14 protein-coding genes are annotated in these 15557 nt (G+C 62.6%); 6 read left to right on the top strand and 8 right to left on the bottom strand.

What is annotated here, in order from left to right:
• Positions 1-37: 37 nt before the first annotated feature.
• Positions 38-826 carry a helix-turn-helix transcriptional regulator gene (locus tag B5527_RS00365; protein WP_079599530.1) on the bottom strand — a complete coding sequence of 263 codons (789 nt, stop codon included), beginning with the start codon at positions 824-826 and terminating at the stop codon, positions 38-40.
• A 261-nt stretch (positions 827-1087) separates the two neighbouring features.
• Here B5527_RS00365 and B5527_RS47000 point away from each other — a divergent pair, with 261 nt between their 5' ends.
• From B5527_RS47000 to B5527_RS00355, 4 genes are all read left to right on the top strand, one after another.
• Complete coding sequence (locus B5527_RS47000) at positions 1088-1219, top strand: hypothetical protein (protein ID WP_276329306.1); 132 nt, start codon at positions 1088-1090, stop codon at positions 1217-1219.
• A gap of 24 nt (positions 1220-1243) precedes the next feature.
• Complete coding sequence (locus tag B5527_RS00360; protein ID WP_079606943.1) at positions 1244-1582, top strand: PilZ domain-containing protein; 339 nt, start codon at positions 1244-1246, stop codon at positions 1580-1582.
• 40 nt (positions 1583-1622) lie between these two features.
• Positions 1623-1790 (top strand): hypothetical protein, encoded by a 168-nt coding sequence (locus B5527_RS43210; protein WP_154071912.1) that lies wholly within the window; start codon positions 1623-1625, stop codon positions 1788-1790.
• Between the two features lie 72 nt (positions 1791-1862).
• Complete coding sequence (locus B5527_RS00355) at positions 1863-2912, top strand: HD-GYP domain-containing protein (protein ID WP_079599529.1); 1050 nt, start codon at positions 1863-1865, stop codon at positions 2910-2912.
• 42 nt (positions 2913-2954) lie between these two features.
• On the opposite strand, the gene B5527_RS00350 is transcribed toward B5527_RS00355, so the two are convergent.
• Positions 2955-4451: a flavin-containing monooxygenase gene (locus B5527_RS00350; RefSeq protein WP_079599528.1), complete on the bottom strand. Its 1497-nt coding sequence runs from the start codon at positions 4449-4451 to the stop codon at positions 2955-2957.
• Between the two features lie 100 nt (positions 4452-4551).
• The gene (locus B5527_RS00345; RefSeq protein ID WP_079599527.1) at positions 4552-5310 is read right to left on the bottom strand and encodes a S1 family peptidase; all 759 of its coding nucleotides are present in this window, start codon (positions 5308-5310) and stop codon (positions 4552-4554) included.
• Between the two features lie 114 nt (positions 5311-5424).
• Between B5527_RS00345 and B5527_RS00340 the strand changes: the two genes are divergently transcribed.
• Entirely contained in the window at positions 5425-6057 is a 633-nt protein-coding gene (locus B5527_RS00340) for an HAD-IA family hydrolase (RefSeq protein WP_079599526.1), read from the top strand.
• Between the two features lie 589 nt (positions 6058-6646).
• Here B5527_RS00340 and B5527_RS00330 read toward each other — a convergent pair.
• Positions 6647-8314 carry a virginiamycin B lyase family protein gene (locus tag B5527_RS00330; RefSeq protein ID WP_172842439.1) on the bottom strand — a complete coding sequence of 556 codons (1668 nt, stop codon included), beginning with the start codon at positions 8312-8314 and terminating at the stop codon, positions 6647-6649.
• Positions 8315-8493: 179 nt separating this feature from the next.
• Between B5527_RS00330 and B5527_RS00325 the strand changes: the two genes are divergently transcribed.
• A complete protein-coding gene (locus tag B5527_RS00325) occupies positions 8494-8979 on the top strand; it encodes a DoxX family protein (protein WP_154071911.1) in 486 nt (161 codons plus the stop codon).
• Positions 8980-9185: 206 nt separating this feature from the next.
• On the opposite strand, the gene B5527_RS00320 is transcribed toward B5527_RS00325, so the two are convergent.
• The 4 genes from B5527_RS00320 to B5527_RS00305 are packed head-to-tail and all read right to left on the bottom strand — an operon-like array spanning position 9186 to position 15492.
• Complete coding sequence (locus B5527_RS00320; RefSeq protein ID WP_172842438.1) at positions 9186-11402, bottom strand: SLC26A/SulP transporter family protein; 2217 nt, start codon at positions 11400-11402, stop codon at positions 9186-9188.
• An 8-nt stretch (positions 11403-11410) separates the two neighbouring features.
• Positions 11411-13465: a bifunctional aldolase/short-chain dehydrogenase gene (locus B5527_RS00315; protein ID WP_079599521.1), complete on the bottom strand. Its 2055-nt coding sequence runs from the start codon at positions 13463-13465 to the stop codon at positions 11411-11413.
• Between the two features lie 16 nt (positions 13466-13481).
• Positions 13482-14591 (bottom strand): S-methyl-5-thioribose-1-phosphate isomerase, encoded by a 1110-nt coding sequence (mtnA, locus tag B5527_RS00310; RefSeq protein ID WP_079599520.1) that lies wholly within the window; start codon positions 14589-14591, stop codon positions 13482-13484.
• A gap of 25 nt (positions 14592-14616) precedes the next feature.
• Positions 14617-15492, bottom strand: a complete 876-nt coding sequence (locus tag B5527_RS00305) for an S-methyl-5'-thioadenosine phosphorylase (RefSeq protein WP_079599519.1) — start codon at positions 15490-15492, stop codon at positions 14617-14619.
• Positions 15493-15557: the final 65 nt, after the last annotated feature.

Here is a 15557-nt window from a genome sequence, read left to right as displayed (position 1 = left end):
ACGGTATTCCAGGCGACAGGAGACGCCTGATCGCAGGCTAGGCGTACGGTCTCAGGATGACCAGCTTGAGGGTTGGATCAGCAGCGGCCAGGAAGGTTGTTTGAAAAAACTTCAGCAAACCCCGCTGCGGATGATTGAAGGATTTTTCGTATCCCTCCCACCACAGAACTTGCTGCTCTGCCCAAAATCTCTGAAAGAGATCCGACTCCTCGCTTAACCCCTGGATCAGATCAACCATCTTCGGATCATCGATATATCTGCCGTATTCAACCCGGAAATGCGCCACAAGGCGGCGAGCCCGGGGCTCCCAATCAACGACGAATGTTCTTACACTCGAATCGAGGAACATATAACGCAGCACGTTTTTTTCGGGGCTCTTCAGCCATAGAGGGAAGAGATCCGCAAATTCCGCGTTCCAGAACAACGGCGTCCAATATTTGTCGAGCACACAGGCGGGGTATGAAATGGAAAGGACGCTGCTCTCAATGGCGTTGCTGGCTAGCTCACCTGCAAAGTTCGAAGCGCCATTCGGGTCAACCCGTCCGGCCACCTGGAATAGGTAAGCCCGCTCAGCGGGCGCTAATCGCAGGACGGCGGCTATGCGGCCAAGCGCCGCGCCGGAAGGCGTCACCTCTTTTCCCTGTTCCAGCCGCGTATACCAAGTGGAAGTGATCCTGGCCATCTGAGCGACTTCTTCGCGCCGGAGGCCCGACGTTCTTCGCCTTCTTTCGCCGACCTGTTTGCTGTCCCATTGTCCGGTAACCGACTCTCGATGCTTGCGCAAAAACTCGCCGAGCGCTCGCTGTCGTGCGCCAGAGTGTATCATAGGATATTTTGTACCTCGATAATTTTGCTGAGCGCCTTCCAGGCTCTAATTCCGCGAGAGCAAAACCAAAACGCTAGTCGCAAATTGTGCGAGGGTGATTTAGATCAGTGCCGTCCATCCTGGAAATTTACCGAACGTTGTAATTTAGAGAGCATTCTTCGGAAATTGTCGAGTTTTTAGTTGCGGCCGCTGCTCCAAGCCGGTGCAGCGAACCATTTGCGAGGGCAATAGCGTCCTCACTGTAATCGTTGGATTGCGATCGTGCAGCAAGCCGGCAGTTCATCCGCGTTCGATGATCACGACGCCGCACTCCAGAGCGGCTCGTCGGAAAAGCGCGTGGCCATGCTGCGGCAAGTCGCCGACCTGTTCCTAAGCGAAGCGGATCACAACTGATTTCGAAAAAACCGGATGGCATCGATGGCCTTTGGAGACAGGAAGAGCGAGCGCGTCGATTTTGAAAGCGGCATTCCAGTTTACATCATGGGAATTGATGGAACCTGGCGCCGGGACTGCTTGATGTTCGACGTGTCGCAAACAGGCGCGTGCTTGTATGTCGAAGGCAAGCTCGAAGGACTGGACCTCAACGAGTTCTTCCTGCTTCTGTCGTCGACGGGTCTTGCATATCGCCGCTGTCGAATGGTGCGCCTGGCCGGCGATCAGATCGGCGTCGAGTTCTTGACGCCGGACAAGACTGCAAACAGGAAAAGGAATCCGAAACGACGGTCAGACGAAACGCCGACCAGCCGCCAGTCTTGATTTGGATTGGCAAACTTCAACACCAGCAAAGAACTACTCGATGAGCGACGTACACAAAATAACCGAGGTAACCATTACAACCAAATCGACAGAGCCCTTGATCGGAATCGTTCAGGTGAACACCGGTGACACGGTGGTGAAATTTGAAATAACCGAAGATCTGGCGCACATGATCTGCACCAACCTGGAGCGCTTTCTCACGCGGTGACGGCGCAAGACCCGGCAGGAATCAGCATGTTCGAGCAGGATAACGGTCGAGAGAAGTGAGATTTGACTTCCGATGTCCGTGCACCTTGTCGCAGATACCTCTGTGAAGCTTTCGGCGCTGCGCTCCATGCTGGAGAAGCAATACGCGGTGACGTCCGAATTGCTGAGCGGCGCAGACCTGGTGCGAAACCCGTCTGAAGCGGTCGTCGTCGCGGCTGATCTGCGGGTCGTCGAAAATATCGCGGCCTTGAAGGAAATGTTCGTAAAACTGAATCACGTGCCCAAGCGAATTTTCCTGATCGACCAGAAGGCGCGTCTATTCGTCGTTCAGGCTTATGCACTGGGCGCGACGCGCGTGCTGAATGGTCAAATTACGCAAGCGAGATTGCTCGCCGAATTGAGCGATAGCGATCTTTCCGGCAATGCTTCGGGCGAAAGCACATGCAGTGGACAAGGAGTTGCGGCTGCCGGTGCTGCCGCCATCGCGTCGATGTTCTCCGCGGCGTTGAGCGGCAAGCCCATCGATGTCGGGAGCGCGAAAGGTGCGGGTAGCAGGATTGCGGACAGCATCGCCGAGGATGGACTGTCCAGTTGGCTCGAGACGGTTCGCCGCCACCACGAGGGTACCTATCAGCACTGCCTTCTGGTTACGGGAATAGCGGTCGATTTTGGATTGAGCCTTGGCCTCGCGAAACCGGACATCGAGCGACTGTATTCGGCTGCAATGTTTCATGACATTGGCAAGGCCAAAATTCCGCTCGCGGTCCTGGACAAGCCCGGGCGCCTCGATGCCCGGGAACGTGCGGTGATCGAAACCCATCCCGCGGTCGGTTATGACGTGCTGAAGGGGAACGCCGGCATTTCACCGGAGATCCTCGATGCGGTCCGGCATCATCACGAATATCTCGATGGAAGCGGATATCCCGACGCGCTTTGCGCCGCCAGCATATCCGACATCGTCCGGATATTGACCATATCCGATATCTTTGCCGCATTGATCGAGCACCGACACTACAAGCCAGCCATGTCTCGGGAACAAGCCTTCGAGATCATCCAGAGCATGCGCGGAAAGCTCGAGAGACCGCTCGTGGCCGCCTTCAGGGAAGTGGCGTTGAGTCGTTGAAGGAACGGATCGGATCGTGCCAGGCTTGGGTGAGCGCACATCTCAATCGTAGACGAACGCGGCATCGTCGAGATCGATCGCCGGGAACTGATCCTTCTCCATCCAGTAATCCTGGCTATGCTGCCATTCCGGCTTGTCGCCGCGCATCGGCAACAGGTGCATGTCGCGCATCAGATAGCCCGGATTGAAATTTTCCGGATCGATCCATGACTGCAGCAGCATGTCCTCGTCCTGCGGCCGCAGCGCCGGCACGACCTTGCTCACGCCCTTGTTCTTCATATGCGCCAGCAGGCGACAGACGAAATCCGCCACCAGGTCGGTGCGCAGCGTCCAGCTGGCGCGGAAATATCCGAACACCCAGGCCATGTTCGGCACGCCGGTGAACATCATGCCACGATAGGTCACGGTCTGGGCGAAATCGAGCGGCTTGCCGTCGATCGAGAACGCGACATCACCAAGCACATTGAGGTTGAACCCGGTCGCGGTGATGATGATATCGGCATCCAGCCGTTGGCCGGATTTCAACAGAATGCCCTGTTCCGTGAACGTCTCGATCTCGTCGGTAACGACGGAGGCCTTGCCGCTCTTGATGCCCTGGAACAGATCGGCGTCGGGAACAAAGGCGATGCGCTGCCGCCACGGCCGGTAGCTCGGAGTGAAATGCGTCTTAATGTCGTAGTCGGGACCGAGCACGGTGCGGATGCCGCCGAGCAATTCCTTCTTCACGACTTCGGGCTCTTCGAACGAGCGGCGAGTGAACGTGTCCTGATCGAACAGAATTTTCCGGCGCACGATCTCGTGGATCCATTCTTCGCTGATCTGCAGCTGCCGCAGCGTCTCGGCCAGTTCGATCGCGTTGCGGCCGGTCCGGAAGTAAGTCGGCGACCGCTGCAGCATGGTGACATGGCCGCAATTGTCCGCGATCGCCGGGATCAGGGTCGCCGCGGTCGCGCCCGAGCCGATCACGACGACCTTCTTGCCCTCGGTCACCAGATCGTCCGGCCAGCGCTGCGGGTGAACGATGCGGCCTTGAAAGTTTTCCATCCCCTTCCATTCCGGCGTGTAGCCCTCCGAATGCCGGTAGTAGCCCTGGCACATCCACAGGAAATTCGCGGTGAACGTCAGGGCTTCGCCGCTGTCGGTCCTGACCGCTTCGATGGTCCATAAATTCGTCGTGCTCGACCAGCTGGCCGAGGAAATCCGGTGCCGGTAGCGGATATGCGGCTCAAGCCCGTTTTCAGCGATGACCTCGCCCATATAGGCGCGAATTTCCGCGGCGGTCGCGATCGGTGCGCTGGTCCATGGCTTGAAGCGGTAGCCGAAGGTGTGAAGATCGCTGTCGGAGCGGATGCCGGGATAGCGGTGGGTCAGCCAGGTGCCGCCAAAGCTCTCCTGGGTTTCGAGCACGACGAAGCTGGTGCCCGGAAGCTGCACCGTCAGGTGATAGGCGCTGCCGATGCCGGAGATGCCGGCGCCGACGATCAGGACATCGAAATGCTCGGCCGTCTGCGGGGCGGAAGCGGTGGCTGTCGCGGTCATGGGTTGGCTTTCTCAGCTCGAATTGGCGACCTGTTGCGTGGACGTCTGTAAAGGCCAACTTGCGAACGGACACGAGCGCGATGGATCACCCTCGCCGGCCTCATAGCGCAAAACCCCACTGCCTGGCGGTCTGCACAATCCAGTCGTGGTAAAGCGTGAGCGGCGTAACGCCGGTCATACCGCCGCAGCCCGCGCTGCCGTTCGGGCCGGTCGACCAGCTGATGACGCCAATGATGGCGGGGGCGTCCTGCTGGTCCTCGAACACGGGACCGCCGGAATCCCCGGTACACGCGCCGAGCCCGTCCCGAATGCCTTGGCCCGCCGGATCGACCAGCCGGATCTGCAAGGTCCCCGGGCGGCCGGTCGCAACAAGACCGGCGACGCGAACGGTGCCGGCGCTGGAGCCGTCGCCGCGGATCGTCACGCCGACGCCCGCGATCGTGAACCGGCTGCCCACCACAATCGGAACCTGCGGCACGGCGAGCACCGAGGCGTTCTTCCCCGGAAGGGGCGCTTCGAGCTGCAGCAAGGCCACATCGGCGGTGGCGCGATGCGCCAGCATCGCCTGCATGTTGAACGCGGGATGGATGGCGAGGTTCTTCACGTCCTGCAGCTGCGGCTGCTTGTTGGCGCCGTATTCGACGATTTTGTAGACCGCGCCGGGCTGCACGCAATGCGCCACCGTCAACACCAGTTTTGGGGCAATCAAGGTACCGGTGCAGAAATTGCCGCGCGAGCCGACGATGGTAACGACAGAGCGGCCGACGCCCTCGGCCGACGGCGTCCCGCCGCCGACGATCGCATAAGCGGGCGCGCAGACGAGCCAGAGGCCTGCGATCATTGGAGCCAGGATTTTCATCAGCGCAGCAATAACCCGCGCCAACCTCATCGCCAAGCGGGCGGGGATGGGCTGGTCCCGGTCAAGACCTCGTGTTAGCCGTTTCCGGATCGTGATCGCATGAGCGGGGATTGGATGATCGAGGCCGTGATCTGGGATTTCGGCGGGGTGCTCACCACCTCGCCGTTCGAGGCATTCGCTCGTTTTGAGGCCGAACGCGGGCTGCCCGCCGATATCATCCGGCGCACCAATGCCAGCAATCATTGGGAAAATGCCTGGGCGAAATTCGAGCGCGCCGAAGTGGACATTGAAGCGTTCGATCAACTGTTCGCGGCGGAATCGCGGGCGCTCGGCGCGGAGGTTCGCGGCAGGGACGTCCTGCCGCTGCTGTCGGGCGATCTGCGGCCGGAGATGGTCGAGGCACTCAGACGGGTGAAGGCACGGTTCAAGACTGGCTGCATCACCAACAATCTTCCCGCCAACGCGATCGGAAGCCTGGGCGGCCGATCGCTCTACGTCGCCGAGGTGATGGCGCTGTTCGATCATGTCATCGAATCCGCAAAGATCGGCCTGAGGAAGCCCGACCCGCGCATCTACCGGATGATGGTCGAGGCGCTCGGCGTCGATCCGAAGAATTGCGTCTATCTCGACGATCTCGGCGTCAATCTGAAGCCGGCGCGCGAGATGGGCATGACCACGATCAAAGTGCTCAATGCACAGCAGGCCATCACCGAGCTTGAAGCCGCGACGGGATTGTCGCTGCGATAGTCGCGGGTGTCGTCATCCCCGCCACCGGTCTCGCCTTTGGCGAGCTTGATGACAGGCTCCGCGAAGCAATCCAAAGCCCTGCCGTCATTCCCCGCGCAATGGTTTACGGCTTATACCGTGCTCTCCCCGGTGATCGGCTTTCTTGCCACCGTCGCCGGCGGAGTTGCCTCCACCGACTTGACACCAGCGTCGGGGTGTCAGGACCACACGTCTTCGCCGTCCGCGTTGGCGACGCCCGTCAAGCGCGCCGCCGCGTCCACCGCACCCCGCCCCGCGTCCGTGACGTTCGCGAAACGCCCCTCTGAGTGGAACAGGATGGCCGGGGATATAGAAGTGATTTGGGTCGGGCGTCAATAATAGTTTCTGAAAATCAGAAATAGGTCGGGGCCCGGCTTTTTCGTTCCCTGGAGCCGTCATTCCGGGGCGATGCGCAGCATCGAACCCGGAATCTCGAGATTCCGGGTCTGGTGCTAACGCACCATCCCGGAATGACGGAGTCTCCCGGAACGACGGAGTCCTCGATTGATTTGGGTCGGGCGTCAAGAATAATTTCTGAGATTCAGAAATCCTTCGGGATCCCGGACCGGCGCTACTCCAGCGGCTCGACCTTGACGATCGAGGCGCCATGGTTGCTGCCGGCCCAGAAGGTGACCGGCGTCGTTGAATTGTCGACGAACACCCGCCTGATATTGGTGTTGCGCGGCAGCAGATAGTTGATGGATTCGCCGGTCGCGGGGTTGAGCCGGGTGACCTGGTCGCTCAGCATCGATCCGGTCCAGGCCTCGCCGTTCCTGTCGGTGATGACGTCGTAGGGCGCCGACCATTTCGGCGACACCGGCCACTCCTTGAACTGCTCGGTCCGGGTGTCGAACATGCCGATACGGTCGCCGCGATATTCGCCGAACCACAGCCGGTCCTGCGCATCCATGGTGCCGCGGCGCGGCGCGGAATCCGGCGTCGGGGTCGCGAACAGCTTGATCTCACCGCTCCTGGCGTCGATCCGGCCGATATGGCGCTGGCGGAAGTCGGTGAAAAAGGCGTTGTTTTTGGAGTCCGGAATCACGTCGTAAATATTATGCGGACCCGGCACCTTCCTGAAGGGCTCCCAGGTTTCGATGGCGCCGGTCGCGATGTCGAGCCGGTGCACGCCGGCAAAGCCGTTGTTCTGGGTCCAGACCTTGCCGTCGACACCGGAGCTTTGCGGGCTGACCATGTTGATCTGCGCGGCGTCGATATTGCCTTCACCCTGCAGCGGCCAGAACTTGAACGTCTCGGTCTTGCGGTCGAATTTGACGATCGTGGCCTGATACATGTTGCCGAGCCATAGATTGCCGTCGCGATCGCTGCGCAGGCCGAGCGAGCCGGTCGGGAAGCCCGGCTTGTGTTCCTCGATCGGAAATTCCGTGACCTTGCCGGTCTTCGGGTCGAGCCTCCCGAGGTTCTGTTCGCCGAAGCTGGAATACCAGACCATGCCGCTGGCATCGACGATCACGTCATGCGGCGAGATGGTCTCGCGCGGCAGATCGTATTCGGTATAGATGACGCGGGTGGCCGCCCCGGTCGGGCGCGGCAGAGTCTTGAGCTCGAAATTCCATTGCGGATGCGAGCTGAGATTGATGCTGGCGAGGAATTCGGCCGTGCCGCGGTAGACCTGCACGCGCTGGTCTCCGCGTTCCTCCATCAGCCGCTCGGCACGGCGCAATTGCGGATGCGCGGGAATGCTCTGGTTCACATAGCCCTGCATGCGCGGCAAAATAATCGTCATGAAGTCGTCGGCGCTGTAGCTGGAGCGCAGCGGGCGCTCGAGCTTGTGGCAGCCGACGCAATTGAGCAGCTGGCCTTTCTGCGCATCGGTGCCCGGCATGCTGGCGAGCCATTCGGCATTGGAAAGTTGCGCGGCCAGGTCTTCTGTCTTGCGCAAGGTGAGATCGGCGGTCGCGGTCTTGTCCGCGGCGACCGAAACCGGATCGGAATTGGCGAGATCGTAGCCGGCCGCGCGGATGCGCAGCGAATACTGGCCCGGCTCAAGCCTCGCCGCCGGAAAACTGTAGCGGCCGTCCTTGTCGCTCACCACCGTGACGGTGATGTTCGATCCGTCCTTTTTGGCGCTGACCAGAACCCCTTCCAGCGTATCCTGTCCGGCGGTGACTTTGCCTGATAGCGCTGAGCCGGTCTGCGCCTCCAAATGGCCTGTGCCCGCCAACAGTGCTGCGAACACAAGAAAACTGACGCTCGTAACCATCGAACGGCGCGGCATGACCATCTCCCTGATATTTTTGCTTGTTGTTGTTTTCGAACGCCCTGGACCGGAAGGGAGTGTAGAGGGCAGATTTACCGGAGACTAGGGGTTGCGGCGCGGAGCCGACCTGCGCCGTCTATGGTACGATCCCAGTTCGGAGCGGCGCGATCATGGGGCTGACTAAAAAGGGGGAACACATGAGTATCGACCAGGCCAGAGGCGGCAGCGCAAGCGCGCCCGGCATTTTCACCGCGGTCTTCAACAACGCCACAGTGGACCCTGTCCATGCCCGATACGGCATCTTTCTTTTGCGTGTCGCGGTCGGGATCGACTGGATCGTACACGCGCTGCTCAAGACCTGGCGCGGCATGTACACGCATGAGGCGCTGCTGGCGAAGAACGGCATCACGCCCCTGCTGGCGTGGCCGACGTTCAGCGTGGAACTGATCGGCGGCTGCGCCATCCTGCTCGGCTGGTACACCCGCCAATGGTCGGCGTTCCTGCTGATATTCCTGGCGGTGGTGGTCTGGGTCAAATGGCCGGTCGGCTGGCTCTATTCCAACGCCGGCGGAGGTTGGGAATACCCGCTGTTCTGGCTGCTTGCCCAGACGGCACTCGTGCTTGCCGGCAGCGGCGCTTTCGCGCTGCAGTCCGGGTCAGGTTTCGGACAAGGGAAGGGCTGACCTATAAAGCGTGATGAGATGAGGTTAGATTAGCTGGGACGCAGCGGAGACCTCTCCCATAGGGAGAGGTCGGCGCGTAGCGCCGGGTGAGGGGTTACGGTCTATCGTTGGTGCAGCACCCCCTCACCCGATTTGCTGCGCAAATCGACCTCTCCCCGCTGGGGAGAGGTGAAGGGCACACCGATTCAAATTAAAACCATCACGCTTTAGCTCTCCAGCTGCTGGATGGTCATGTTGGCGTACCTGATCCGCACGCTCAACTCACGCCCGAGCGCCGCGAGCAGCTTGATCGCGATATCCGGCTGCTTTTGACAGAGCCCGGCAAACGACCCCTCGCTGAGGCCAAAACCGGCGAGGTCTTCGTCGGCCGTAATGGTGGCCGAGCGCGGACCGCGGTCGAGAATCGCCAGTTCGCCGAACACCGCGCCGGGGGCAAAGGTCACCAGCCTGATGTCGCCGTCGTCGTGCAGGAGATGGACGCTGGCGCGGCCCCGGGTGACGAAATAGAGCGACGAGCCGGGATCGCCACGCCGGAAGACGACGTGTCCGGCCGGCCAGGCCACCGGCTCCAGCCAGGCCCGCAGCCGTTCGATCTGATCGGGCTCGAACTCGCGCAGCAGCGGCAGCCGATCGAGCGCCAATTCCAGAGACGGCCCGGTTGCGGCCTTCCGCAAGAGGTCGTCCTCGGCCCATTCGATCGCCCGGTCGATGTCGGGAAAAAAACGGTCGTGCCGGAAGATATCGGCAAGGCGTGCGGCGGTCTCGGTGCGGCCCGACAGGACCAGCGCGAGCTTGATGCCACGCGCAGCCAGCGCTGCGTCGATATCGCTGAGAATGCGGGCGCCGGTCGAATCGATTTCGGTAATGCGCCGCAGTTCGAGCAGTACGGCGGTCGTCCCCCCGGCGGTCTCGCTGTCGACGATCTGCGCCAGCCGATCGGCGGTGCCGAAGAACAGCGCGCCCTGCAACTCGATCACCAGTACGGACGCGCCCGCCCCGTGCAGCGCTTCCATCTCGGCCGGATCGCGGTAGCGCCGCGAACGCACGGCGTCGCAGCGATAAAGCCTGCGGATATTGGAGCGGCTCATGCGGACCACGAACAAGAGTACCGCGAGCACGATCCCGATGAACACCGCGAGCACGACGTTGATCGCGATCGACAGCAGCGAAACGAACAGGGAAACGCCGAGATCGAGCGCGATGGCGCCGCGCTGCGGCGTGCCGGGCTTGACCAGGCGCGCGGCAAACTGCCGGGTCCAGGGATCGATGTGCTGGATGGCGATCACCATGACCACCGCCGACAAAACCGAGCGCGGCATATAGGCGAGAGCCGGAAACAACAGCGTCGCGGCCGCCAGCACCGCCACGGCATTGACAACAACCGAAAGCCAGCTCCGCCCGCCGAAGGCGCGGTTGGTCACGCTGGGTCCAATGTTGATGCCGCTGGTGATGCCGCCGAAGCTCGCCGAAACCGCGTTGGCGAGGCCGAGACGGATCAGCAGGCGATCATCGCCGGCGCGAAGCTCGCCCGGCAGCGCGCTCAGCTTGGCGCACAGCAGCGCATCGATAGACGCGATGATGGCGAGCGCGAACGCGCTCGAGAGGATCAATGACGCCGAACTTTCCAGCGGCGCGGCCATCGGCAACCCGGAAAAATCGACCAGCACGGTGCGCATCGCCGCACTCGCCGTCGGCGGGCCGATGATCGGCCCCAGCATGCCGCCGAAGCCGGAAAGCACGATGGCATAGTAAGCAGCAATGCCGCAGCCGAGGCCGACCAGCACCGGCGGCACCCTGGTCGTGATCCGGCGCGCGTTCCACATCGCCGCGAAGGTGAGTAGGGCGACCAGCACGCTCAACGGCCGCGCCTGCCCGATCGCGCCGAACACGCGGGTGAAACGAATGTTATGCTCGTAGCCCAGCACGTTGCCGAGCTGGACCAGAAACAGCAGCACCGCGGCCATGTTCTGGAAACCGGCCATCACCGGATGCGGCGCGAACTTGATCAGCGTGCCCAGCCGCATCAGCCCGAACAGCGCCTGCAGCAAGCCGCCCAGAAGAATAATAGCGAAGAACACCAGCAGCGTGGCAGGGACGCTGGCTGCAGTATCCGCGCCGTCGCGATGCAGCAGGGAAAACAGCAGCAGGCCGAGGAAGAATGTGGTGGTGATGCGCGGCGCGTAGACCCGCGTCGAACGGTCGCCGAGCAGCACACAAACAAAACCCGCTGTCACCGCCGAGATCAGCCCCGCCATGGCGCCATAAGCGAAATATTCGTCGCCCAGCGTCACGAAGGCAAACATACCGAACGCCATCGCGAGCGGAATGGCGACGGCGGACGAAACCAAGCCGCCGACAATGTCGCTGCGCGCCGGCGCAATGCCAGGGATCGCGGGGCGCGAGGTGATCAGCGTTGAATCCATGCGATTCATCACCGCAGCGCCGCGGCGATGTTGCCGCCATCGACGGTGGTCACGTCAGCGGTGGTCTTGAGCGCGAGTGCCTGCGCCAGAAACGCCTGCGCCACGTCCTCCGCCGCCACTTCGCGGCCGAGCAGGTTGCCTTGCATGTAGGCCCGTTCGCTGACGCCGCGAAGCTTCGAGCGCGACGCGATCATCTCTTCGGTCAGGAGACCCGAGCGGATCCGGTCGGCATTGACGGCGTTGGCGCGAATGCCTTCGCTGCCGTGATCGAGCGCGTATTGCCGCACCAGAAACAGCGTGGCCGCCTTCGGCAGGCCATAGGGACCGAAATCGGGTCCGGGATTGACGGCCTGTTTGGAAACGTTGAACAGCAGGCAGCCGCCCGTGCCCTGCGCCTGCATGATCCTGACCGCGGCTTGCGCCACCCGCTGGTGACCGTAGAAATTCAGCTCGAAGCTTTGCCGCAGCACCGCCTCGTCGACCTCGCCGATCCGCCCCTGCCAGGCGGCGCCGGCATTCGACACTGCGATGTCGACCCCGCCGAAGGCTACCGCCACCTGCGCGAATGCGTCCCGCACCGATGCGGCGTCGGTGACGTCGCATCGAATGCCCTGCGCAGCGCCGCCGATCGCCCTGGCTTTGGCTTTCACGGCAGCCTCGTCGACATCCAGCAGCGCCACTTCGGCGCCGGCCGCCGCGAACGCTTTGGCCGTCGCGAAGCCGATTGAACCCGCAGCGCCGGTGATGACGGCGACTTGCCCGGCCAGCGGCAGTTCTTTGGCGTTGCCGAGCTTGGCCTGCTCCAGCGACCAATATTCGACATCGAACAGATCGGACTCCGGCAATGGCTCGAAGCGGCCGACCGCCTCGGCATCCCCGATAGTCGCAATCGCAGCCTCGGCGAGATCGGCGGCGACTTTTGCGTCCTTCTTGCTCCGGCCGAGTCCGAACAGGCCGACACCGGGCACCAGCACCACGCGCGGCATCGGATCGAGCATGGTCTTGATGCCGCCGACGCGCGCGTTATTGTCAGTGAAATAAGTCCGGTAGCGCTCGCCATAGGCCGCGACCGCATCGCGGACCCGTTCCCTGAACCCGGCGAGGTCTCCATCCCCGGGTGCTGCAACCACCAGCGGCTTGTTCTTGATGCGGATGTTGTGGTCGGGCGTCACCACGCCGGCCTGGCCATAGCGCGCGACCTCGGCGCCGTTGACGAAATTCATCACCGCGTCCGAGCCGCGGAAGTCGAGTACAAAGCGCTTCCAGGCTCCGTCGGTTTTGCTGTCCGGCATGCTGCAGGCGCCACGGACGATCGGTGCGACGTCGGCAATTTTCGCCGGGCGGGCCGGCAGCCCGCCGTTTGACAATGCCGGCTTGCGGTTTTTCGCCAGCCGCTGCTCGGCCAGAGTCACCAGCTCGATCATGCGCTCATAGGCTTGCCGCGCATCGCCGCCGAAACTGAAAATGCCGTGCTTGACCAGGATCAGGCCCTCGACCGATGGATCGGCGTCGAACACCTGCGCCGCGGCTTTGGCCAGACCGAAGCCCGGCATCAGATAGGGCACATAACCGACGCGCGCGCCGTAGACCTCGCGGCACAACGCTTCGCCGTCCGGCTGGTCGGTAAGCGCAAGCACCGCGGTCGAATGGGTGTGGTCGACGAATTTATGCGGGATGAACGCGTGCAGCAGCGCCTCGACCGACGGGTTGGGGGCGGCGGGATCAATCAGATTGGCGCGCTGCAGCCGCACCATTTCCTCGTCGGAAAGCGTCTCGCGGGAGCGAAGTTTCAACAGCGGCGCGAGCCGCACCGCCGGCAGGCCCGCAGGCTCGATCGAGCCCATATCCCAGCCGGATCCCTTGACGCAGAGCACGTCGACGGTATCGCCGTTGAGATCGGTGAGTTGCGTTTTCACCGAGGTGTTGCCGCCGCCGTGCAGCACCAGGCGCGGATCCTGACCCAAGAGGCGCGTGGTATAGACCCTGAGCGCAAGATCGCGGCCGAGGTCTGCATAGCGGGCCACCGCCGCTTCGGCGTCGCGATCAATCCAGGCACTCTGCATCAACTGTCTTCCTTTGTTATTCTGCCGCGGCCGCGATCCGCTCGGGAAACGCGGTTGCCAGCGCGTCCCTCTCGGCCTTGAGCACGCCGCGCTCGGTGATCAATCCCGTCACCAGCCGTGCCGGGGTGACATCGAAGCCGTAATTCGCGACCGGCGAGCCGTCGGGCACGATCCGCACGGTCTCGATCCGCCCGTCGGCGGTTCGCCCGGTCATGTCAGTGACTTCGTCAGCGCTGCGTTGCTCGATCGGAATCTGCCTGATCCCGTCATCGACACTGAAGTCGATGGTGGGCGAAGGCAGCGCCACATAAAACGGCACGCGATTGTCATGCGCGGCGAGCGCCTTGAGATAGGTGCCGATCTTGTTGCAGACGTCGCCATTGGCGGTCACCCGGTCGGTGCCGACAATCACGAGATCTACCATCCCGTGCTGCATCAGATGGCCGCCGGTATTGTCGGGGATCACGGTGTGCGGCACGCCGTGATGGCCAAGCTCCCAGGCGGTGAGCGAGGCGCCCTGATTGCGCGGACGGGTCTCGTCGACCCAGACATGAACGGGGTGACCGCGGTCATGCGCCAGATAAATCGGGGCCGTGGCCGTCCCCCAATCGACCGTTGCCAGCCAGCCGGCGTTGCAATGGGTCAGCACGTTGACGCGCTCGCCGGGCGGCTTTTTCGCGGCAATGGCCTCGATCAGCGCAAGACCGTGCTCGCCGATGCGCCTGTTGATGGCGATATCTTCTTCGGCGATCGCGGCGGCACGCGAAAAGGCCGCCGCCGCGCGTTGCGATGATGGCAGCGGCCGCAACGCCAGCCGCATCTCGTCGAGCGCCCATTTCAGGTTGATCGCGGTCGGCCGCGTCGCGATCAGTGTCCGGCAGGCATGATCGAGCGCCGCATCCGAACCATCGGCCCGCATCGCCAGCGCCACCCCATAGGCCGCGGTCGCGCCGATCAGCGGCGCGCCACGCACCAGCATCGAACGGATCGCATCAACGGCGGCGTCGCAGGTCGTCAGCCGCGCCACGACAAAATCGTGCGGCAGTCGCCGCTGGTCGATCGCGCCGACCGACCAGCCGTCCGGCTCGAGCCAGATGCTGCAAAAATGCCTGCCATCGACCTTCATGATCCACCCATCGCCAATGCAAGCCTCATGCGCGCAGGATCCGTCCTGCCACCGCGTCAAGCTTTCTCAGGAGTTCCGGATCGCGCGCCTCCGGGGCGGTGATCAGTGCGTTGTCGAGCGCACGGTCCGATCCGACAGGACACGGCTCGTGCTCCCTGGGAAAATCTTTTGCAAAGCGCGCGACCAGGCCCTTGGCCTTGTCGGCATTCGTGGTCAGCACCCGGATGATGTCCTGCACCGTCACCGCATCATGGTCGGGATGCCAGCAATCGAAATCGGTCACCATCGCAACGGTCGCGTAACAGATCTCGGCCTCGCGGGCGAGCTTGGCCTCCGGCATATTGGTCATGCCGATCACCGAATAGCCTGAGCCCTTGTAGGTCATGCTCTCGGCGTAGCTTGAGAATTGCGGACCCTCCATGCAGAGATAGGTGCCGCCGCGCGCCACCGCGATGCCCTCGGCCTCGGCGGCGGCGGCCAGATGGATACGCAGCCGCGGCGACACCGGATGCGCCATCGAGACATGGGCAACGCAGCCCTTGCCGAAGAACGAACTTTCGCGCTTGTAGGTGCGGTCGATGAACTGGTCGACCAGCACGAACGTGCCGGGCGGCAATTCCTCCTTGAAAGAGCCGCAGGCCGACAACGAGACGAGGTCGGTGACGCCTGCCCGTTTCAGCACGTCGATGTTGGCGCGGTAATTGATGTCGGACGGCGACAGCCGGTGGCCCTTGTCGTGGCGCGGCAGAAACACCACCGGCAGGCCGGAGATGGTGCCGTGGCGGACCGGCGCGGAGGGCTCACCCCACGGGCTTGCGATCGCCTCCTCGCGCGCATTCTCGAGCCCCGGCAGGTCGTAGATGCCGGAACCGCCGATAATGCCAAGAACCGCCTTCGTCATGGTCTTCCCTTCGCCTCATTCGTACCGCGATTCAGCATGCCAACGAAATTGCTACAAGCGTATTT

The organism is Bradyrhizobium erythrophlei (assembly GCF_900129425.1).
GTDB lineage: Bacteria > Pseudomonadota > Alphaproteobacteria > Rhizobiales > Xanthobacteraceae > Bradyrhizobium > Bradyrhizobium erythrophlei_C.
Note: the sequence above shows the minus strand (reverse complement) of the source record. Positions and strands in the feature narration are given on the sequence as shown.